The organism is Thauera sp. ZXT1-4, assembly GCF_052598215.2.
Genome location: NZ_JBQWSN020000002.1, coordinates 1 through 19855, shown reverse-complemented (window position 1 = coordinate 19855; position 19855 = coordinate 1). Strand labels below are relative to the sequence as shown.

The 19855-nt window shown below is 62.0% G+C and carries 18 protein-coding genes; 3 read left to right on the top strand and 15 right to left on the bottom strand.

The features are described from left to right. Positions 1 to 299: 299 nt before the first annotated feature. The 6 genes from repC to guaB all read right to left on the bottom strand — a co-directional run bounded on the left by repC (position 300) and on the right by guaB (position 6979). Positions 300 to 1181 (bottom strand): replication protein C, IncQ-type, encoded by an 882-nt coding sequence (gene repC / locus ACUH78_RS02160; protein WP_000743064.1) that lies wholly within the window; start codon positions 1179 to 1181, stop codon positions 300 to 302. After that, a complete protein-coding gene (locus ACUH78_RS02155; RefSeq protein ID WP_001162384.1) occupies positions 1168 to 1995 on the bottom strand; it encodes a helicase RepA family protein in 828 nt (275 codons plus the stop codon). The genes repC and ACUH78_RS02155 overlap by 14 nt, the downstream gene beginning before the upstream one ends. Positions 1996 to 1999: 4 nt before the next feature. Continuing rightward, entirely contained in the window at positions 2000 to 2221 is a 222-nt protein-coding gene (locus ACUH78_RS02150; protein WP_001179606.1) for a helix-turn-helix transcriptional regulator, read from the bottom strand. Positions 2222 to 2368: 147 nt separating this feature from the next. Further along, positions 2369 to 3571 carry a tyrosine-type recombinase/integrase gene (locus ACUH78_RS02145; protein WP_000954590.1) on the bottom strand — a complete coding sequence of 401 codons (1203 nt, stop codon included), beginning with the start codon at positions 3569 to 3571 and terminating at the stop codon, positions 2369 to 2371. Positions 3572 to 3875: 304 nt separating this feature from the next. Beyond that, positions 3876 to 5441, bottom strand: a complete 1566-nt coding sequence (guaA, locus tag ACUH78_RS02140) for a glutamine-hydrolyzing GMP synthase (RefSeq protein WP_445332700.1) — start codon at positions 5439 to 5441, stop codon at positions 3876 to 3878. Between the two features lie 74 nt (positions 5442 to 5515). Continuing rightward, a complete protein-coding gene (gene guaB / locus ACUH78_RS02135; protein ID WP_418365487.1) occupies positions 5516 to 6979 on the bottom strand; it encodes an IMP dehydrogenase in 1464 nt (487 codons plus the stop codon). A gap of 81 nt (positions 6980 to 7060) precedes the next feature. On the opposite strand from guaB, the gene ACUH78_RS02130 reads away from it, so the two are divergent. Continuing rightward, the gene (locus ACUH78_RS02130; RefSeq protein WP_445332701.1) at positions 7061 to 7558 is read left to right on the top strand and encodes a DUF4124 domain-containing protein; all 498 of its coding nucleotides are present in this window, start codon (positions 7061 to 7063) and stop codon (positions 7556 to 7558) included. Positions 7559 to 7642: 84 nt separating this feature from the next. Here the strand turns inward: ACUH78_RS02130 and ACUH78_RS02125 are convergent, their stop codons facing one another. Both ACUH78_RS02125 and ACUH78_RS02120 read right to left on the bottom strand, forming a co-directional pair. Then, positions 7643 to 7969 carry an RnfH family protein gene (locus ACUH78_RS02125; RefSeq protein ID WP_418365490.1) on the bottom strand — a complete coding sequence of 109 codons (327 nt, stop codon included), beginning with the start codon at positions 7967 to 7969 and terminating at the stop codon, positions 7643 to 7645. Beyond that, complete coding sequence (locus tag ACUH78_RS02120) at positions 7969 to 8424, bottom strand: type II toxin-antitoxin system RatA family toxin (protein WP_418365489.1); 456 nt, start codon at positions 8422 to 8424, stop codon at positions 7969 to 7971. The genes ACUH78_RS02125 and ACUH78_RS02120 overlap by 1 nt, the downstream gene beginning before the upstream one ends. Positions 8425 to 8547: 123 nt before the next feature. On the opposite strand from ACUH78_RS02120, the gene smpB reads away from it, so the two are divergent. Beyond that, on the top strand, positions 8548 to 8994 hold the full coding sequence (gene smpB / locus ACUH78_RS02115) for an SsrA-binding protein SmpB (RefSeq protein WP_418365485.1): 447 nt from the start codon (positions 8548 to 8550) through the stop codon (positions 8992 to 8994). 22 nt (positions 8995 to 9016) lie between these two features. On the opposite strand, the gene ACUH78_RS02110 is transcribed toward smpB, so the two are convergent. Then, on the bottom strand, positions 9017 to 9589 hold the full coding sequence (locus ACUH78_RS02110; RefSeq protein ID WP_418365484.1) for a YIP1 family protein: 573 nt from the start codon (positions 9587 to 9589) through the stop codon (positions 9017 to 9019). Positions 9590 to 9771: 182 nt separating this feature from the next. Between ACUH78_RS02110 and ACUH78_RS02105 the strand changes: the two genes are divergently transcribed. Next, positions 9772 to 10179, top strand: a complete 408-nt coding sequence (locus ACUH78_RS02105; protein ID WP_418365483.1) for a MarR family winged helix-turn-helix transcriptional regulator — start codon at positions 9772 to 9774, stop codon at positions 10177 to 10179. A 125-nt stretch (positions 10180 to 10304) separates the two neighbouring features. On the opposite strand, the gene ACUH78_RS02100 is transcribed toward ACUH78_RS02105, so the two are convergent. The 6 genes from ACUH78_RS02100 to ACUH78_RS02075 form a co-directional block, all read right to left on the bottom strand. Next, positions 10305 to 11030 (bottom strand): response regulator, encoded by a 726-nt coding sequence (locus ACUH78_RS02100; protein WP_445332702.1) that lies wholly within the window; start codon positions 11028 to 11030, stop codon positions 10305 to 10307. Next, positions 11030 to 13000, bottom strand: coding sequence for a type IV pili methyl-accepting chemotaxis transducer N-terminal domain-containing protein (locus ACUH78_RS02095; RefSeq protein ID WP_418365481.1), 1971 nt, complete (start codon positions 12998 to 13000; stop codon positions 11030 to 11032). Before ACUH78_RS02095 ends, ACUH78_RS02100 begins: the two co-directional genes overlap by 1 nt. An 80-nt stretch (positions 13001 to 13080) precedes the next feature. Beyond that, the gene (gene narI / locus ACUH78_RS02090; protein ID WP_418365480.1) at positions 13081 to 13767 is read right to left on the bottom strand and encodes a respiratory nitrate reductase subunit gamma; all 687 of its coding nucleotides are present in this window, start codon (positions 13765 to 13767) and stop codon (positions 13081 to 13083) included. Positions 13768 to 13777: 10 nt separating this feature from the next. Then, positions 13778 to 14326 (bottom strand): nitrate reductase molybdenum cofactor assembly chaperone, encoded by a 549-nt coding sequence (gene narJ / locus ACUH78_RS02085; RefSeq protein ID WP_435750124.1) that lies wholly within the window; start codon positions 14324 to 14326, stop codon positions 13778 to 13780. Between the two features lie 13 nt (positions 14327 to 14339). Beyond that, positions 14340 to 15911, bottom strand: a complete 1572-nt coding sequence (gene narH, locus ACUH78_RS02080; RefSeq protein ID WP_418365478.1) for a nitrate reductase subunit beta — start codon at positions 15909 to 15911, stop codon at positions 14340 to 14342. A 35-nt stretch (positions 15912 to 15946) separates the two neighbouring features. Continuing rightward, entirely contained in the window at positions 15947 to 19702 is a 3756-nt protein-coding gene (locus ACUH78_RS02075) for a nitrate reductase subunit alpha (protein ID WP_418365477.1), read from the bottom strand. Between the last annotated feature and the right edge of the window lie 153 nt (positions 19703 to 19855).

Sequence of the window (19855 nt, the reverse complement as noted above, 5' to 3'; positions counted from 1 at the left end):
TGCTTCAGCTCATGGAATAAGGGACTCCGGGTTGTTTTCCCCTCTCACAAGGCGTTTCAGCGGCCACTGAAGCCGCCTTCTCTTCTTGGCGTTAAACCATCGGCCTATGGCCGATTGATAAAGCCCGCCAGGGCTTTATTGGCAAGGTCAGAACGCGCCCTCAAGGCGCGAGCTGCACCGCGCATGATGGATTATCTTTAGATAATCTTGGATGGATTTCCCAAACTGCCCGCAAAGCAGCGCACCGTCTGGGTTTTCCAAATTGGGACGGGGAACGTTACGACGGCAGAAGGGGAGCGTTACGACGGTAACAAGGGAACGTTACGACGGTAAACGGGTGCAGTTGCCGTGGGGCCAGGCCTCTTGATCTCCCATTTTCCCTTGGCGTATTCGTTCACTACCCAACCCACGGCGGCAAGTTCGGCCAGTGCCTTCCGGGCAGTCTGACGGCGTTTTTTCATAGCTTCGGCATTGGCTTCATCTGGCCAGACATAGCCGCAAAGCGTGTCCAGTTCCACGCGCCCGGATTTGCCGGGGTCGATCCAGCCGCATAGCCGTTGGTGCATCAGCCGTGCCGGATCAGTCTGTAGCACCCGCACTTCCGCCATGTCGATACGGGCATATGGACGATGCCCCAGGATCGCTTCGGCAATACGCGGATTCAGGGCAACCCATAGCCTGCCGTCCGTCTCGTCAAAAGCATGACTCATCAGGTGGAACGCGGCTTGCCGCCGTCCCTTCGTCACAAGGATGGTGACGTTCGACATGCGCAGCAGGCTGGCTTTGAGCGCCTTGATGTTGTCGCCGCTATCCGTCATGCCCGTTTCTGAGAGCAGTTTGGTCAGGCTCTCACGAACCACCAAGCCGTCTTGCTCAATGGCTTCGAAACGGGGTTCAAGGAATAGCCGTAGCTGTCGCCCCGTCTCACTGGTCGGTTCCGGGGTTAGCAAGATGCCGTTCGGGCCGCCAAGGGCCACGATGCCTTGCAAAAGACGCATATCATCGGCCCCGAGAGGTTCGAATCCGACGAAACGCATGGATTCGTCCTCGCCAAAGGTGTAGGTCACGTCCAGCTTGCAGCGTTTGCGATCGCCACGCTTGAGGCTGCGGAACAGGCCAGGTGCCAAACAGTGCGCGGGATCATGTCGGACGTGGGTCAGGTCATGCTTAGGCTTCTTCACGCTGTCTCCTTTTCACCTTGCACTGCCGCTCCAGTACAGCAGGCTTCAACACGCCGCCGTCGTGCCGTCTAAACCAGAGTTCTTGAAAAGGTGCGCCATAGTTGGCCTTGCTGACGCCAAAGCGGACAAAATACCCACGCTGACAATCATCGACCCCCAGTATCTCGGCCTCGCCTTGCGTCATGCCGGATAGGTACGATTGCCAACGGATGTTATCAACCAGTACGGACGATCCACGACTGGCCTGCTGTTGATCGCCCGACCCCATCATGGCTGCGCTTTTACTCGCGTGGTGCAGAAACACAATGGAGCAGCCTGTATCAGCGGCTATGGCCTCCATGTGCCCAACAACCTGCGCCATCGGCCCGCTAGCGTTCTCCTCCTCAATGTGGAAGCGCCGCAAAGTGTCCAAGATCATCAAGCGACGACCTTCAGCGGCTCGTTTGAGAGCATCGAACCAGCTAGCAGCCATGATGTTTGGGCATTTACCGATCAAGGGTTCAATGAGCAAACCATCAGCCACGGCTTGCCGTTCCGCTGCGCTGAGGTGTGCCCCAAGGGCGTGCAGACGATGGTGAATAGCGGCCGGTGGATCTTCAGCAGGCAGATAGACCACTTGCCCGGTGGGAAACTCGCCTATTTCAAGTAAATCAGGCCCGCCTGCAATCTGTGCAGCCAATTGAAGGGCCAACATGGATTTACCAGCCCCACCAGGCGACACAAGAGCACCAACAGTGCCAGCAACCATATTAGGCAGAACATAATCAATGGGTGGCGGCAATTCCGTGAAAGCCGCCATAAGATCAAGAGCCATATAACTAGCCCTCTATAGGGCCAGGTCGCGCAGCTTGATCACCCGATGATTTACGTGCCTCAATCCACTCTTCGACCTCTGACAAATCCCAGGCGACATTTCTACTGGTTAACGCGATACGGCGTGGAAAATCCCCTCGCTGCTCCAGGTTATAAATTGTTCGTGTCGAAAGCGGGATCATCTCCAGGAGCTTCTTCCTGTTGATGAGGGTCTTTATATTTTGCATGGGTCAATACCTCTCAAATGAATAGTTGCTATTCATCGAGTAGCTGCGCGAAGCAGCTAATCGGTAATTGACCTGCCCGATGCCAATGGCGGCCTTATTTATAAATTCACGGCATCAACTTCAATGCTATCAAAGATAGCAAAAACATCAACCCTTACTGCCTCCCGAAGTCCACTCATCAATCATATCGGCCCAATCCTGCAACATCGCCGCCCGCTGCTCGCGGTACTCAGCCTTGTTGTAGACAGCCCTCACGCCCTTCTGCTCGTGCGCCAGGCACTTCTCGATCCAGTCGGTGTTGTAGCCGGCCTCATGCAACAGCGTGCTGGCTGTGCGCCGCAAATCATGCGGTCCGAACTTGGTAAGTGACTTCCCATCTTTCTGCGCCGCCTTGTAAGTCAGCGTCAGCACCTGGTTAAGTGTGGCAGCGCTCATCGGCGCATCCGAGTCGTACCGTGATGGCAAAACGAAGTCGGAACCACCGGCAAAGGTTTTCATGGCAATGAAAATATCCAGAGCCTGCTGGGACAGAAATACCAGGTGCGGGTTACGGCGTTTCATCCGCTCCTTTGGAATCGTCCACAACGCTTCGCTGAAATTGATCTCGCTCCAGGTCGCATTGGTCAGCTCGCTCTTGCGCACCATCGTCAGCAATAACAGCTTGGCCGCCGCACGGTTTGTTGGGCTTGTGCCCACTCGCTCCATGTACTGGTACATCAGCCCAATTTCTTCTGGCGTCAACGCTCGGTCACGTGGCTCGAATCGAGCGATGCTTGTTGGGCGCACCAGTTCTGCCGGGTTTTCGACCTTCTGCCCACGCTCGATGGCCCAGCGAAATACCTGCAACACGATTTCACGCACATGAACGGCGGTGGCCGGTGCGCCTCGCTCAACAATGGCATCAGCCAGCGCCCGCAAGTCTTCGTGGGTGATCTCCACCAGCTTCTGATTGCTGAATTTCGGCTTCAGCTCACGCTCATAAACCGAGCGGCGCATATCGCGGGTGGAGTCGGCCATCTGGTAGCCACGCAGCCACTTCTCCGCCCAGGCACCGAACGTCTCTGCATCTTTCACCCGCGCCTTGTCTCGGGCTTTCTCCTTGGCCGGCGACTTGCCCGCCGCAACCATCTTCTTGGCGTCACCCAACAGCTCGCGGGCTTCGGCCAGGGTGATGCCACCGACACCATAACGCCCAAAGGTGATGGTCTCCTGCCGACCGTTGATTGAGTAGTTGTAACGGAACGAGATGGAGCCGGCTGGAGTCACTGCCACATAGAGACCTTCCCGGTCATTCACTTTGTAGAGTTTGTCCCTGGGCTTGAGATTGCGCAGCTTGGTATCGGTCAGCATGTACCTTGTCCTTCTTCGTCTCCGATACCATGCTGAAAAAATCTCGAATTTATCGTATTTTTTCTTACGAAACAGTAACTTATAGAATATTAATACCATGAACACACAAAAGAACGCAGCATGGTATCGGCATCAATCATGGCATCGCCAAACCATAATACCAGCTTTAATGCCATGCTCAAACGGTGCTTGGCGCTTCCTCCCGTTGCCAGATCGTGCCAAACACAAACAAAAAAAAGCCCGCAATTACGCGGGCTTAGCGGCATTTCATGCCATCAGGTGCCTGGCTGTGCCAGACGCGGAATCATTCCCACTCGATGGTCGCAGGCGGCTTGCCCGAGATGTCGTACACCACACGGTTGATGCCGCGCACCTCGTTGATGATGCGGTTGCTGACCTTGCCGAGCAGGCTGTGCGGAAGTTCCGCCCAGTGTGCGGTCATGAAGTCCTGCGTTTGCACCGCACGCAGCGCGACAACGTACTCGTAGGTGCGGCCGTCACCCATCACGCCAACGCTCTTCACCGGCAGGAAGACGGCGAAGGCCTGGCTGGTCTTGTCGTACCAGTCGGCGGCACGCAACTCGTCGATGAAGATCGCGTCGGCCTGGCGCAGCAGATCGGCGTATTCGTGCTTGACCTCGCCGAGAATGCGCACCCCCAGGCCAGGCCCGGGGAAGGGGTGGCGATAGACCATGTCGTGTGGCAGACCGAGCGCCACACCGAGCTCGCGCACCTCGTCCTTGAACAGGTCGCGCAGTGGTTCGAGCAGCTTCAGGCCCAGGGTTTCGGGCAGACCACCGACATTGTGGTGGCTCTTGATGGTGTGCGCCTTCTTGCTCTTTGCGCCACCCGACTCGATCACGTCGGGGTAAATGGTGCCCTGCGCCAACCACCTGGCGTTCGGGAGCTTCTTCGCCTCGGCCTGGAAAACCTCGACGAATTCGCGGCCGATGATCTTGCGCTTCTGCTCGGGGTCGGTGACCCCCTTGAGGTGGCCCATGAACTGTTCGGTGGCATCCACATGCACGACCTTGGCGTGCAGTCGGCCGGCAAACATCTCCATCACCAGCTTGCCTTCGTTGAGACGCAGCAGACCGTGGTCGACGAACACGCAGGTGAGCTGGTCCCCGATTGCGCGATGGATCAGCGCCGCCGCTACCGAGGAGTCGACGCCGCCCGACAGACCAAGGATGACCTCCTCGTCACCGACCTGCTCGCGGATCCTCTGCACCGCCTCGGCGATGTAGTCGGGCATGTTCCAGTCGTGGCCGCAACCGCAGATGTCGTGCACGAAGCGCCCGATCATCTCCTTGCCTTTGATCGTGTGCGTGACCTCGGGGTGAAACTGCACGCCGTAGAACCCACGCACCTCGTCGGCCATGGCCGCGATCGGCGTCGCCTCGTTGCTGCCGATGATCTTGAAGCCCGGCGGCAGTCCCGTGACCTTGTCGCCATGGCTCATCCACACGTCGAGCAGGCCATGACCCTCGGCGTTGGTCCGATCCTGGATGCCTTCGAACAGCTTCGAGTGCCCATGCGCACGCATCTCCGCATAGCCGAACTCGCGCTTGGCCGAGCTCTCGACCTTGCCGCCGAGTTGGCTGGCCATGGTCTGCATGCCGTAACAGATGCCCAGCACCGGCACACCTAGCTCGAACACCGCCTGCGGCGCACGCCACTCCTCCGCTTCGTACACCGAGTTCGGACCGCCCGACAGGATCACGCCCTGAGCACCGAAACTGCGCACGAATTCGTCGGACACGTCGAAGGGATGCAGCTCGCAATACACCTGCTGCTCGCGCACGCGACGTGCGATGAGCTGCGAAACCTGGGAGCCGAAATCGAGAATGAGGATCTTCTGGTGAGCCATGGGCGCGAACGTCTCTAGCGTCTTGAAAAAGGAAAGGCGGCTTCGCAGCCGCCCGGTAATACGAACCAGCCCGATCAGCTGATCTGGTAGTTGGGCGCTTCCTTGGTGATCTGCACGTCATGGACATGCGACTCACGCATGCCTGCCGAGCTGATCTGCACGAACTGCGCCCGCTCATGGACGGCCGGAATGTCCGGGCAGCCGAGATACCCCATGGAAGCCCTCAGGCCACCGACGAGCTGGTGAATCACGACTCCGACCGGCCCCTTGTAGGGCACACGGCCCTCGATGCCCTCGGGGACGAGCTTGTCGATGTTGCCGGTGTTCTCGTCCTGGAAATAACGGTCGGCGGCGCCCTTCTCCATCGCACCCAGCGAGCCCATGCCGCGATATGCCTTGTAGGTGCGACCTTGATACAGGACGGTTTCACCCGGCGCTTCCTCGGTGCCGGCGAACAGGCCACCGAGCATCACCACGTTGGCGCCCGCAGCGATCGCCTTTGCGATATCGCCGGAAAAGCGGATGCCGCCGTCGGCGATCATCGGCACGCCGGATCCGGCAAGCGCGTTGGCAACGTTGTCGATGGCCGTGATCTGCGGCACGCCCACACCCGCAACGATGCGCGTGGTGCAGATCGACCCCGGGCCGATACCCACCTTGACACCATCGGCGCCGGCATCGACCAGCGCGCGCGCGGCATCGGCGGTGGCGATATTGCCCCCCACCACCTCGATCTGAGGGAAGCGTTTCTTGACCCAGTTCACGCGGTCGAGCACGCCTTGGGAGTGACCATGGGCAGTATCGACCACGATCATGTCCACGCCGGCCTCCGCGAGCAGCTCGGCACGCTCCTCGGTGCCAGCCCCCACGCCGATCGCCGCCGCCACGCGCAGCCGCCCCTGCTCATCCTTGGCGGCGCTGGGGTGCTCGGTGGACTTCATCATGTCCTTCACGGTGATCAGCCCGCACAGCTCGCCGGCATCGTTGAGCACCAGCACGCGCTCGAGGCGATGCACGCGCAGCAGCTCACGCGCCTCATCGAGGCTGGCGCCTTCACGCACGGTAACCAGCCGCTCCTGCGGCGTCATGATCTCCGAGACCAGCGCATCGAGCTTGGTCTCGAAGCGGGTGTCGCGGTTGGTCACGATCCCCACGACCTTGCGGCCCTGCACCACCGGCACGCCAGAGAAGCGGTGCTGACGCTGGAGCGCGATCACTTCGCGCACCGTCATCGTCGGCGGGATGGTGATCGGGTCCTTGAGGATGCCCGATTCGTGGCGCTTGACCTTGTGCACCTCGGCAGCCTGCTCCGCCGGGCTGAGGTTCTTGTGCACGACGCCGATGCCACCTTCCTGCGCCAGCGCGATCGCGAGGCGGCTTTCGGTCACCGTGTCCATCGCGGCCGAAACGAGCGGGATATTGAGACGGATGCGGCGAGTGACCTGGCTTTGCAGGCTCACATCGCGCGGAAGAACCGTGGAGTGGGCTGGAACGAGAAGGACGTCATCGAAGGTCAGCGCCTTCTGAATCACTCGCATGGCTTTTTTCCTTTCGACCAAATCCGTATTATACAGAGCGTCAGAGCGTGGTGTAAGCAGCGCCCTCCGGAGATTTTCTCGATGATTCGTCGCCCCCTGTTGCTCGTCGCCCTGCTCCTCTCCCTGCCTGCCGCTGCGCAGATCTACAGTTGGAAGGACAAGGACGGGCGCGTGCACTATTCCGACACCCCGCCGCTCACCGGCGAAGTCAGTGTCGTACAGGGGACACGCGCTCCGCGTCCTGCTGCCGCGACAGCGGCAGATAGCCCCGCCGCCGATGGCGCGAGCGAAACAGCCGGGGCGCCGAAGGGGCCGCCGACGCTCGCTGAACGCGAGCAGGCCTTCCGCGAACGGCGCGCGGCCGAGGCAGAGGCAGCGGCGAAAGCGGAAGAAGCTGCAGCGCGCGATGCCGAGCGCGCCCGCTTCTGCGAACAGGCACGCAACCAACTCACGGCCCTGCAGTCGGGGCAGCGTGTCAGCCGCTTCAATGCAACGGGCGAGCGCGAATACCTGGACGATGCTGCGCGCAACGCAGAAGCGCAGCGCCTGCAGCAGCAGATCTCCGAACACTGTAACTAACCCAGGCCTTGAACCAGAACGCCAGGCCTTGAGCCAGAACGAGCGAGCCAAAGAGTGCGCGCCCCCACTCGCGCGCTGGGCGGCTCAAGCCTCCTCGTCGGCGGACCCGCCCCCTTTCTTCATCACCTTGCCTTCGTCGGCGCGCTTCTTGCGCACGGCCTTCGGGTCGGCGATGAGCGGCCGGTAGATCTCCACACGGTCACGGTCGCGCAGCGCGGTATCGGGCTTCACCAGCTTGGCGAAAATCCCCAGCTTGTTGTTACGGGCGAGATCGATTTCCGGGTACTTCTCGAGCAGACCCGACGCCTGCACCGCATCCCCAGCGGTCGCACCCTCCGCCAGGCTCAGCGGCACGAGCTCTGCCCGTTCGGGCAAGGCATACACCACTTCCACATGGATCATCTCGCCCATCATCGAACTCCTGCCGAGCCAGCCGGTTTGTAGATCTCGCCCGCACGCTTGACGAAGGAATCGACGAAGGTATTGGCGATGTGATTGAACACAGGCCCCAGCACCTTTTCCAACAGCTTGCTCGCAAACTGGTAACGCAGCTGGAATTCCACCTTGCACGCAGTGTCGCCAAGCGCAGTGAACTGCCAGTGGCCGTCGAGATGGGTGAAGGGACCATCGGTCAGGCGCAGCTTCATCTCGACCGGATATCGTTTTTCGTTCTCGGTGCTGAAATGCGCCTTGATGCCGTGATAGTTGATGTAGAGCGTTGCCGCCGTAACCGTGTCGGTACGCGCATGGACCACTGCGCCGCCGCACCAGGGAAGGAAGTGCTGGTAGTCCTCGCACCGGTCCACGAGTTCGAACATCTGCGCCGGGGTGAATTCGATCAGTACGAGCTTGTTGACTTCGGCCATGGGCGAGCGGTGAATCGGCACCGTGACCGGAACGGGCACGCGACCGAACTGTTAAAATGCGCAATTCTACCGCATGCGCAACTCGGTTTTCCGCGCTGCGCCGCCCTCCGGGACAGCACCACCATGAGCATCATCGAAAATCGCAAGGCCTTTCACGAATACTTCATCGAGGAAAAGCACGAGGCCGGCATGGTCCTCGAGGGCTGGGAGGTGAAGGCCATCCGCGCCGGGCGCGCCAACATCAAGGAATCCTACGTGGTCATCCGCGGCGAGGAAATCTTTCTTTTCGGCATGCACATCGCACCGCTCACCACCGCCTCGAGTCACGTGCACCACGACCCCACGCGCACGCGCAAGCTGTTGCTGCACAAGAAGGAAATCGCGCGCCTGATCGGCAAGGTCGAGCGCGCAGGCTACACGTTGGTGCCGATCGACATGCACTACAAGAAAGGCCTCATCAAGATCGAGATCGGGCTCGCCAAGGGCAAGAAGCTGCACGACAAGCGTGAGGATGAGAAGAAAAGGGACTGGGAGCGCGAGAAGCAGCGCCTGATGCGCGTGAAAGCCTGAGCGCCCCCATCCTGAGAACCCCTCAGAGCAGAATCAGCGCTCCAGCTGCCACGCCGAGGAGTGCGAGCCAGACGAGCGCCCCGAAGCTCATCACCTGCACCGCCACCTCACTCGCGTAGACCGGCTCGTGAACGCCCAGCAGGCGATCGACGCCATGGCGCACCAGCATCGCCGACGCGCCCAGCGAGAGCAGGCCGATGATGCCCATGAACCAGACGCTCCCGAACAGCACGGCGAGTGACGACAGCCACAGCGGAATCGGCGCGATGGCGGCAACCGCATACGCGTCGTGCAGGTTATTGCTGCCCTCCTTGGCCATGGACGCCAGGCGGATCGAATTCGCCATGATCGGAACGCTGAAGTGCTCCGCCACGAAGAAGATCACCGCGGCAATCAGGCCATTGCCAAACGTCACGCCGGGGAACATCTCGGCCGCCATACCGCCCGAGGCGACCAGAATCATCAGCGGCGGCAGCAGGGACAACGGCAACACGACGCGAAGGAACATCACATCCATCGACGGGCGCAGGCGCGCCACCAGGTCCCAGCCCTCCCGACTGGAGATCACCATGCGGGGAAACTGCATCACTTCCATGATCTTTCCTCCTCTGCCGGATCAAGGCAGGTCTCTGGTGGACAGGATTGCCCGCCACGCCCGCCAATGCATCACACTTTGATATTAATCGTGATCCGGCAGATTGCAAGGGCAATCTTGTGCACAGAATCCACTGCGGCGGATACCGAACCATGCTCGGTTGGCGATAGAATCGCGGCATCATGAGCACGCCACTAGACAAGTCCGAATTCGAGGCCCTGGCCGATTTCCGCTATCAGTTGAGACGCTTCCTCCGCTTCTCCGAAGTGCTCACGCGACGCCACGGCATCACCAACCTACAATACCTGTTGCTGCTGCAGATCAAGGGCTTCCCCGGACGAGAGTGGGCAAACGTGGGCGAGCTCGCGGAGCGCCTTCAAGCGCACCAGCACGGGGCCGTCTCCCTTGTTTCGCGCTGCGAAAAGCTCGGCCTGGTGGAGCGACGCCCCGGACGCGACGACCGCCGCGCAGTCGAGGTACACCTGACCGCCGCCGGGGAAGCGCTGGTGGCCCGCATCGCTGCACGTCACCGCGACGAGCTCCGCTCCCTGCAGGAACTGCTGGGCGGCGTGTTCGGAAGGCTGCACTGAACTGAAGGCTGCACCGGGCCGATGCCTTCATTGCGCGGACGCCTTCATTGCGGACCACTGCGCTGCGCCGGCGGCCAGGCATCTTCTTTGATCGAGGGCCCTCGCACGCGCCGGCCCGGCACGGCTCAAGCGTCGGGCGCAGACTCCAGCCCGTTCTCCACCGCATACACGGCGGCCTGAACGCGGCTGCTCAGGTTGAGCTTGCGCAACATGTTCTGCACATGAATCTTGACCGTGCTCTCGGCCAGGTCCAGCGCGCGTGCGATCTCCTTGTTGCTCTGTCCGCGCGCGATGAGTTGCAGGATTTCCCGCTCGCGCGGAGAAAGCCGGTCCAGTTCCCCCCCCTCGGGCGCGCTGCGCGGCTCACCCGTCGTCCGCAGCGGGGAGCTGCGGGCTGGCTCGGGCACCGAGCGGCCGGATTCAGCGCGCACGCCATTGAGCAGCTTGCCCATCATCTGTGGCGACACGACTGATTCGCCCTGGGCCGCGGTCTTGATCGCAGAAACCAGGGTCTCAGCCTGGATGTTCTTCAGTAGGTAGCCGCAGGCACCGGCACGCAAGGTCTCGATCAGGTCGTCCGAGTCTTCGGACACCGTCAGCATCAGCACCCGCGTGTCTGGCACCTCCTCGAGCAGCAGGCGCGCCGCCTCGCGACCGGAGAGTCCGGGCATGTTGTTGTCGAGCAGCACGACATCGGGTTTCAGCTGTCCGGCGAGGCGGATGCCCTCCCGCCCGTCGCCAGCCTCGCCGACGACGTCGAAGCAGGGGTAGCTCTGCAGCAGCGAGCGGATACCACTGCGAAAGAGCGTGTGGTCATCCACGAGCAGGACGCGTATCACGGATTCGGTCATCAGGCTTCCACCTTGTTCGATCTGGGCAGTTGAAGGCGTATCTCGGTGCCGCGCCCGGGCGAGGAGCGAACCGCAAACTGTCCGCCGATGCGCAGTGCGCGTTCACGCATGATGTGCAGGCCGATGTGCGCCTCGGTGTCGAGACTCTCGTCATCCTCGACGAAGCCGACCCCGTCATCACGGACGGTCACCGCCAGCCCGTCGCGCCCGCGCCGCAGGCCTACCGAAACCGCTTTTGCGCCCGCATGCTTGCGCACGTTGGAGAGCGCCTCCTGGACGATGTAGAGCACCTGCGTCTCGGCTTCCGGGTCAAGCGGCGCACCATCGCCCTGTACATCCAGATCTGTCGCCACGCCGGTCTGCTCGGCCAGGCGGCGCAGTGCGGATGCAATCGCCGCATCGAGGTCCTGCATCTCCACCCGGGTGCGGAAGTGCACGAGCAGTTCGCGCACATCCTCATAGCTCTCCTGGATACCGCGACGGAGCATTTCCACCGTCGCGGCAACGTCCTTCTCGCGATGTTCCGCGAGGGCGCGTTCCAGCATCTGCACCTGCAAGTTGAGGAATGCCAAGCCCTGGGCGATCGAATCGTGCAGCTCGCGCGCCAGCAGGTTGCGCTCTTCGGACACCGCCAGCTCGCGCTCACGCGCATGCAGGCGCTGGTTCTCGATGGCCGTGCCGAGTTGCTGCCCAAGTGTCTCGAGAAGCTGGCGATCCGTATCACTGATCGGTTGCGAATGGCCGTAGAAAAGGTTGAAGACGCCCAGCGAGCGCTTGTTGGCCGTGATCGAGGTTGCCGAGACGGTGCGGAAGCCGGCACGCGCACAGGCGTCCCGGGTGACATCCAGATTGGCCGCCAGCACGTCGAGGGTCAGCGAGCGTCCGCCGCTTTGTGCAGCCTCGCCACAAACACATTCGCCACAGGCGAGCACCTCCTCGCGATCGAGGAATTCTTCGCCCAGGCCGTCATGTACGATCATGCACAGGTTGCGCGAATCAAGATCGAGCAGCCGCGCCGAACTCGCCACCGCGCCCATCGCCTTCTGCACGCGCTCGAGAAAACCCTTGCACAGGGTATCGACATCGGCCGGTTCACGCAGGAACGCAACCACGTCGTAGAGGATCTCCAGCTCGCGGTTTTTCTGCTCGAGGCTCCGCGTCTTGGAAGCGACGCGCTCCTCGAGCGTGTCGTATACATGCTGCAAATGCGCCGCCATGCGGTTGAAGCCATCAGAAAGCTCACCGAACTCGTCATTCGAGAGCACGGGAACACGCGCATCGAAGTCCTCCTCGCTCATGCTCTGAACGCCCTCGTGGAGATCATGCAGCGGGCGGATCACAGTGACGAAGAAGAAGCGAAGCAGCAGAATGGTGCCGATCACCGCGAGCGCGATCAGCGCGACCTGCGAAGAGCGCAGGATGTTGGTGTTGCGCGCGTAGTTGTGCTCCATGCGCAACACCAGCTCATTGATGATGGAGACGAACTGCGGCGCCAACTCATCGAACTCGGCAGCCAGCGCGCTCCGTGCGCCAGGCGTCGGTGCGGCGCCGATGCGCGCGAGCAAGGGGCGAACCTGGTCATGCCACTGGGAGGTCATGTCCTCCAGGGCGGCAGGGATATCGTCTCGCTTCGGCACGAACAGCGGACGCGTCGGGTCGCCGGTGCGCAGTCCATTCAGGACGCGCTCGAACTCGTCGATGCGTGCGTGCAGATCGGCCGCAAACTGTGCGTCGGGCGTGGCCCCGCTTCCTGCCCGGGCGACGAAGTGGGCGAACCGGTACACCCGCATGCGCAGGCTGCCGGCATCGTTGATCGCCGCCGCCGCCCCCTCGAGGTGCCAGGAGATGAACAGGGTCAGGGTGATCGCCGCCAGCGCTGCCAGGAAGAACGCGAGCAGGATGGCGGTGATCTTGGTCGAAAGCCCCGCGTTACGGCCGAGCATGGTTTGAAGGAGACTCTTCTCGTGCATGGGCGCACGCTAGGGGCAAGAAGCGAAAAAGGCAAGGCATCCGGCCTTGCGGCCGTGTGCCTTGCCTCCTGTCGCCAGCCTCAGGCGCGCTTGGTGCGAACGATCTGGTAGGCGCGCGTCAGGTAGTTGAACGGCGCGGTCAGGATGTGCACCAGGCGGGTGAAGGGGAACACCAGGAACACCGTCAGGCCGAAGAAGATGTGGAGACGGAAGATCGGGTCGACCTGCTCCATCAGCTGCGGCTGCGGGTTCAGCAGAAGGATGCTCTTCACCCACTCGGCCAGGGCCAGCATCACTGCAGGGTCACCCTTGTTGGCGTGGCCGATCGAGAACGGCACGGTCAGCAGGCCCAGGATCAGCGTGATCATCAACCAGGTGATGATGAACACGTCGGCACGACGGCTGTTGATGCGAACGCGCGGATTGTACATGCGGCGATACCACAGCATGGCGCCGCCGATCAGGCAGGTGATGCCGAAGATCGCACCCGCGGTGAGCGCAATCCACTGGTGCGCAAGGTCGGAGATCCCGAGCGCCAGCCACAATCCATGCGGCAGTACCAGGCCAGCGAAGTGGCCCAGGAACAGCATGATGATGCCGACGTGGAACAGATTGCTCGCGAGCATCATCCCCTGCTTGGAGAGCAACTGCGACGAGTCGGTTTTCCAGGTGTACTGCTCGTTATCGTAGCGGATCCAGCTACCGATCACGAACACGGTCAGCGCGATGTACGGGTAGACCCCGAATAGCAGATTGCACAGAGACATCTTCTTCTCCTCAGGCGGCCTGGCGGGCCAGCGAGCTGTGGTTTTCGATCACGCGGACGAGCACTGCATAGGGGCTCTCCGCCTTTTCCAGGTTGGTCGCGAGCACGTTGAATACCTTCACCGCGTCAGTCAGGAACACGCGCGCCTCGGTCTCCTCGAGTTGCGACACGAACTCCAGCATCATCGGCAGGTAGTCCGGGATCTCGTGTTCGTCGTGCTGCAGTCCATAGGACTTGTAGAACTCCGACAGGTCGATCAGCGCGGGGCCACGGTTCTTGTCGTCACCGAAAACGTGGTGCGTCAGGTGAAGGCTGTGCTCCGGGGTGAGGTCGAAGGTCTTGACGTAACGCCCCTCGAGCTCGGTCTGGTCCTGCGCCAGCATCCAGTCAATGAAACCGGCGATGCTGGCATGTTCGGACCCGGTGAACACCTCATCGGTGTCCACCGAGCGGACCAGACCCAGCGCACCGCCCTGCCCGGAGACCGCGGCGCGCAAGTCGCCGACGATCTCACCGCCCGGATAGTCGAGCAGCACGGCAAGCAGCTTGTAGGTCTGCATGATTCCTGTCTCCTCAGTAACGCTCGCCGGTGACGTCGTGCATCTCGTCGGCGTGCGGTGCCGGCGTGCGCGGCTCCATCGACTCCCTGCGGCGTTCGGGGAACAGCGAGTTCGGCGAAATACCGACCGACGAGGCGCTGCCGAAGCTGAAGCCGGCCTGGCCCTGGAAGCCGTGGTAGTCCTCGAGGCGCATCTCTTCCTTTGAGGTCGGAATCACGAAGCGGTCTTCGTAGTTCGCGATCGCCAGGTAGCGATACATCTCCTTGGCCATGTCCTCGGTCATGCCGACGGCCTCGAGACCACGCGTATCCGGCGTGCCCTCGACGTGCACCGAACGCTGATACGAGCGCATCGCAATCATGCGGTTGAGCGCGTCGATGATCGGCTGCTCCTTGCCTGCGGTCATCAGGTTGGCGAGGTACTTGACCGGCAGGCGCATGGCAGAAGCCTTCGGGATCACGCCGTCGGCCTCGGTCGGCAGCGCCTTCTGGTCGATCTGCGACTGCACCGGCGAGAGCGGCGGCACGTACCAGATCATCGGCAGCGTGCGGTACTCGGGGTGCAGCGGGAAGGCGATCTTCCACTGCACCGCCATCTTGTAGATCGGCGACTTCTGCGCGGCAAGGATCCAGTCGTCGGTGATGCCGTCCTTCTTGGCCTGGGCGATCACGGCCGGATCGAACGGATCGACGAACATGTCGAGGTGGGCCTTGTACAGGTCTTGCTCGTTGTCGGTGCTGGCGGCGTCCAGGATCTTGTCGGCGTCGTACAGGATGATGCCGTTGTAGCGGATGCGGCCCACGCAGGACTCGGAACAGACGGTCGGCAGGCCGTTCTCGACGCGCGGGTAGCAGCCGACGCACTTCTCGGCCTTGGACGACTCCCAGTTGAAGAACACCTTCTTGTACGGGCAGCCCGAGATGCACATCCGCCAGCCGCGGCAGCGGTCCTGGTCGGCAAGCACGATGCCGTCTTCCTCGCGCTTGTACAGCGCGCCGGACGGGCAGGACGCCACACATGCCGGGTTGATGCAGTGGTTGCAGATACGCGGCAGGTACATGTGGAAGGTGTTCTCGAACTGCTTGTACATTTCCTTCTCCATGTTGGAGAAGTTCTTGTCACGAGCACGGGAGGCGAACTCGCCGGCGAGGTCGTCTTCCCAGTTCGGGCCCCAGGTGATCTTGTCCATCTTCTCGCCGGTGATCTGCGAAACCGGACGCGCAGTCGGCGCGGCTTCGGACAGCGGCGCGTTCTGCAGACGGGCGTAGTCGTAGGTGAAGGGCTCGTAGTAGTCGTCGATCTCGGGCAGGTTCGGGTTGGAGAAGATCTGCACGATCTTCTTCAGGCGACCGCCGGCCTTGAGCTCGAGCTTGCCATTGAGCTTGGTCCAGCCGCCCTTCCACTTCTCCTGGTTCTCCCATTCCTTCGGGTAACCGATTCCGGGCTTGGACTCGACGTTGTTGAACCATGCGTACTCGACGCCCTTGCGGTTGGTCCACACGTTCTTGCAGGTCACCGAGCAGGTATGGCAACCGATGCACTTGTCGAGGTTGAACACCATCGCGAATTGCGCGCGGATTTTCATGTGTATCTCCTGAATCTCTGGTCTCGAGTCGGCGCTTACTTCTTGCCGATGCCCACGGGGTTGCGCTGGGCTTCGCGTTCGGGCGTGAGCGGGCGCTCCAGCCAGTCGATGTCCTGGTCCTCGATCTTGTGGATCACCACAACCTCGTCACGCTGGCAACCGACGGTGCCGTAGTAGTTGAAGCTGTAGGCCAGTTGCGCATAGCCGCCGACCATGTTGGTGGGCTTGACGATGACGCGGGTGACCGAGTTCAGGATGCCGCCACGCTTACCGGTGGTGTTCGAGCCGGGCACGTTCACGTTCTTTTCCTGCGCGTGGTACATGATCGCCATGCCGCGCGGGATGCGCTGCGAGACCACCGCACGGGCAACGGTCGCGCCGTTGGCGTTGATCGCCTCGACCCAGTCGTTGTCCTTGATGCCGATGCTGGCAGCCTCTTCCTCCGACAGCCAGACGTACGGGCCGCCACGGAACAGGTTCAGCATGCGCAGGTTGTCCTGGTAGCTGGAGTGGATGCCCCACTTGGAGTGCGGGGTGATCCACGACAGCGTCAGGTGCGGCTTGCGACGCACGCTGTCGGGCACGTTCTCGTGCGCCTTCAGGTCGACCGGCGGCTTGTAGGCGCAGAAGCCTTCGCCGAAGTCGAGGAACCACTCGTGATCCTGGTAGAAATGCGCACGGCCGGTCAGGGTGCGGAACGGGATGTGCTCGTGGATGTTGGTGTAGCCCGCGGTGTAGGACACGGTCTCCGACTCGATGCCCGACCAGGTCGGCGCAGTGATGATCTTGCGCGGCTGGGCGACGATGTCGCGGAAGGTGATCTTGTCCTCGTGACGGCCGGCGTACAGGTGGTGGTGGTCGATGCCGGTCTTCTTCGACAGCGCGCTCCACGACTTGTGCGCCACTTCGCCGTTGGTCTCGGGCGCCATGCGCATGACCGAGTCACAGACGTAGATGTCTTCCTCGAGCGAAGGCATGCCCTTCGAGACACCCTCGACCTGCACCGGGTAGTTGCACTTCTTGAGCTCTTCGTATTCCTGGGTGGTATCCCAGTCGAGGCCTTTGACGTTGTTACCCAGCTTGACCATCAGCGGGCCGAGCGCGATGTACTTGTTGTAGATCTGCGCGTAGTCACGCTCGACAAGCTTGAGCATCGGCATGGTCTTGCCCGGGATGGGCTCGCACTCGCCGTACTTCCAGTCCTTGCCCACACCCATCGGGGTTGCCAGTTCCATCGGCGAGTCGTGCTGCATCGGCAGCGCCACAACGTCCTTCAGGGTACCGAGGTGCTTGGCGCCCAGGGCGCTGAAGGTCTTGGCCAGCGTGCGGAAGATCTGCCAGTCGGACTTCGACTCCCAGCCCGGGGTCACCGCCTCACCCAGCGGGTGGATGAACGGGTGCATGTCGGTGGTGTTGAGGTCGTTCTTCTCGTACCAGGTCGCGGTCGGCAGGATGATGTCCGAGTAGGCGCCGGTCGAGTTGAGACGGAAGTTGATGTCCACCATCAGGTCGAGCTTGCCGGTCGGGCCGTGCTCGTGCCACTTCACTTCCTTGCAGTTGTTACCCGCGCCGCCTTCCTGCATCACTCCGTTCTGCGCGCCCAGCAGGTGCTTGAGGAAGTACTCGTGGCCCTTGGCCGAGGAACCGATCAGGTTGGCGCGCCACACGATCAGGTTGCGCGGCCAGTTCTCCTCGGCGTCCGGATCGGCGAAGGACACGTCGAGCGCACCCGACTTGAGCTGGTCGACCACGTACTTCGACACGCTCGCCTCGTCGCTGGCACCCGCCTTGGCGGCTTCGGCGGCGAGCTCGATCGGGTTGCGGTTGAAGTGCGGCGCCGACGGCAGCCAGCCCATGCGCACCGCTTTGACGTTGTAGTCGGCGAGCGCCAGGCCCTTGTTGCGGCAAGGACCGGCGGGCGACAGCAAGGCGTCGGCATCGATCGTCTCGTAGCGCCACTGGTCGGTGTGGAAGTACCAGTACGAGGTCGAGTTCATGTGGCGCGGCGGACGCTGCCAGTCGAGCGCGAACGCGATCGGCGCCCAGCCGGCCTGCGGACGCAGCTTCTCCTGCCCCACGTAGTGCGCCCAGCCACCACCGGTCTGACCCACGCAGCCGCACATGTGCAGCAGGTTCATGATCGAGCGGTAGGCGAGGTCGTTGTGGTACCAGTGGTTGATCGCGGCACCCATGATGACCATGGAGCGGCCCTTGGTCTTGGAGGCGTTGTCGGCGAACTCGCGACCGGTACGCTCCAGATCGGCCGCCTTGACGCCGGTCTGCTTGGCAGCCCAGGCCGGGGTGTACGCCACCGAGGCGTCGTCGTAGGACGAGGCCACGTTGCCACCGCCCAGACCGCGATCGATGCCGTACTGCGCGACCTGCATATCGAACACGGAGGTGACGAACACTTCCTCGCCGCTTGCAAGCGTCAGGCGACGCACGGGTACGTTGCGGTACAGCAGCTCGTTCTCGCCCGGCACGAAGTGCGGGAAGCCCACGGAAACGACATCGTCACGGCTGTCGATGCAGGTGAGCTCGGCCTCGGTCTCGGCCTGGTCTGCACCGGCCTTCTCCAGCAGGTTCCACTTGCCTTCTTCACCCCAGCGGAAGCCGATCGAACCGTTCGGCGCAATGAAGCGGCCGCCCTTCTTGTCGAAGACGATGGTCTTCCACTCGGGGTTGTTCGACTCGCCGAGGTTGTTGTCGAAGTCGGAGGCACGCAGGTTGCGGTCCGAAACATAGCCTTCGCCGTGCTTGCGCAGCACCACCTGCATCGGCAGGTCGGTGTACTTGCGCGCGTATTCGGTGAAGTACGGGTCCTGCTTCTCGACCAGGAACTCCTTCAGTGCGACATGCCCCATGGCGAGGAAGGCTGCGGCGTCGGTGCCCTGCTTGACCGGCATCCACAGGTCGGCAAACTTGACGTATTCCGCGTAGTCCGGCGCCATCGAGACGATCTTGGCGCCCTTGTAGCGCACTTCGGTGGCGAAGTGCGCGTCAGGGGTACGGGTCATCGGCAGGTTGGCGCCGGTGATGATCAGGTAGGTCGAGTTGTACCAGTCGGCGGCCTCGGGCACGTCGGTCTGCTCGCCCCAGGTCTGCGGCGAGGCTGCAGGCAGGTCACAGTACCAGTCGTAGAACGAGCCGCAAGCGGCGCCGATCAGCGACAGGTAACGCGCGCCGGCGGCGTACGAGATCATCGACATCGCGGGAATCGGCGAGAAACCATAGATGCGGTCCGGACCCCACTTCTTGATGGTGTAGACGTTGGCTGCCGCCACGATCTCGGTGACCTCGTCCCAGTTGGTGCGCACGAAGCCGCCCAGGCCACGCACGTGGACGTAGCGGTCGCGCTTGGCGGGATCCTTCTGGATCGCCTCCCAGGCCTCGACCGGGTCACGACCCGCCTTGCGCTCTGCACGGTACAACTCGAGCAGGCGACCGCGGATCATCGGGTACTTGATGCGGTGCGGCGAGTACAGGTACCACGAGAACGAGGCGCCACGCTGGCAGCCGCGCGGCTCGTGGTTAGGCAGATCCTCGCGGGTGCGCGGATAGTCGGTCTGCTGCATCTCGAACGAAACCAGGCCGTTCTTGACGAAGATCTTCCACGAACAGCCGCCGGTGCAGTTCACACCATGGGTGGAGCGCACCACCTTGTCGTGGCGCCAGCGGTTGCGGTAGGCATCCTCCCAGTTGCGGTCTTCATTGGTGACGATGCCATGCCCATTCGAGAAGGTGTCCTTGACCTTGTCGAAAAACCTCAGGCGATCGAGAAAATGACTCATGGTTTGCTCCTCTCAAGTCGTCGCTTCGTTCGTCAAGCGCGATCGGTAAAACCCGTAAGTGAAAAACGGAAATCGTGAATCGAAGAATGAATCAGGGGTTCTTGATATACGCGTCCTTGCGCAGGTAGAACCACCAGTTGATGACCACGCAGA

What these genes read in the sequence shown, in the direction of transcription:
- ACUH78_RS02155 (WP_001162384.1), bottom strand. Translation starts at nt 1,995, where the DNA reads ATGGCTCTTGATCTTATGGCGGCTTTCACGGAATTGCCGCCACCCATT.
- ACUH78_RS02150 (WP_001179606.1), bottom strand. Translation starts at nt 2,221, where the DNA reads ATGCAAAATATAAAGACCCTCATCAACAGGAAGAAGCTCCTGGAGATG.
- ACUH78_RS02145 (WP_000954590.1), bottom strand. Translation starts at nt 3,571, where the DNA reads ATGCTGACCGATACCAAGCTGCGCAATCTCAAGCCCAGGGACAAACTC.
- guaA (WP_445332700.1), bottom strand. Translation starts at nt 5,441, where the DNA reads ATGGCTCACCAGAAGATCCTCATTCTCGATTTCGGCTCCCAGGTTTCG.
- guaB (WP_418365487.1), bottom strand. Translation starts at nt 6,979, where the DNA reads ATGCGAGTGATTCAGAAGGCGCTGACCTTCGATGACGTCCTTCTCGTT.
- ACUH78_RS02130 (WP_445332701.1), top strand. Translation starts at nt 7,061, where the DNA reads ATGATTCGTCGCCCCCTGTTGCTCGTCGCCCTGCTCCTCTCCCTGCCT.
- ACUH78_RS02125 (WP_418365490.1), bottom strand. Translation starts at nt 7,969, where the DNA reads ATGGGCGAGATGATCCATGTGGAAGTGGTGTATGCCTTGCCCGAACGG.
- ACUH78_RS02120 (WP_418365489.1), bottom strand. Translation starts at nt 8,424, where the DNA reads ATGGCCGAAGTCAACAAGCTCGTACTGATCGAATTCACCCCGGCGCAG.
- smpB (WP_418365485.1), top strand. Translation starts at nt 8,548, where the DNA reads ATGAGCATCATCGAAAATCGCAAGGCCTTTCACGAATACTTCATCGAG.
- ACUH78_RS02110 (WP_418365484.1), bottom strand. Translation starts at nt 9,589, where the DNA reads ATGGAAGTGATGCAGTTTCCCCGCATGGTGATCTCCAGTCGGGAGGGC.
- ACUH78_RS02105 (WP_418365483.1), top strand. Translation starts at nt 9,772, where the DNA reads ATGAGCACGCCACTAGACAAGTCCGAATTCGAGGCCCTGGCCGATTTC.
- ACUH78_RS02100 (WP_445332702.1), bottom strand. Translation starts at nt 11,030, where the DNA reads ATGACCGAATCCGTGATACGCGTCCTGCTCGTGGATGACCACACGCTC.
- ACUH78_RS02095 (WP_418365481.1), bottom strand. Translation starts at nt 13,000, where the DNA reads ATGCACGAGAAGAGTCTCCTTCAAACCATGCTCGGCCGTAACGCGGGG.
- narI (WP_418365480.1), bottom strand. Translation starts at nt 13,767, where the DNA reads ATGTCTCTGTGCAATCTGCTATTCGGGGTCTACCCGTACATCGCGCTG.
- narJ (WP_435750124.1), bottom strand. Translation starts at nt 14,326, where the DNA reads ATGCAGACCTACAAGCTGCTTGCCGTGCTGCTCGACTATCCGGGCGGT.
- narH (WP_418365478.1), bottom strand. Translation starts at nt 15,911, where the DNA reads ATGAAAATCCGCGCGCAATTCGCGATGGTGTTCAACCTCGACAAGTGC.
- ACUH78_RS02075 (WP_418365477.1), bottom strand. Translation starts at nt 19,702, where the DNA reads ATGAGTCATTTTCTCGATCGCCTGAGGTTTTTCGACAAGGTCAAGGAC.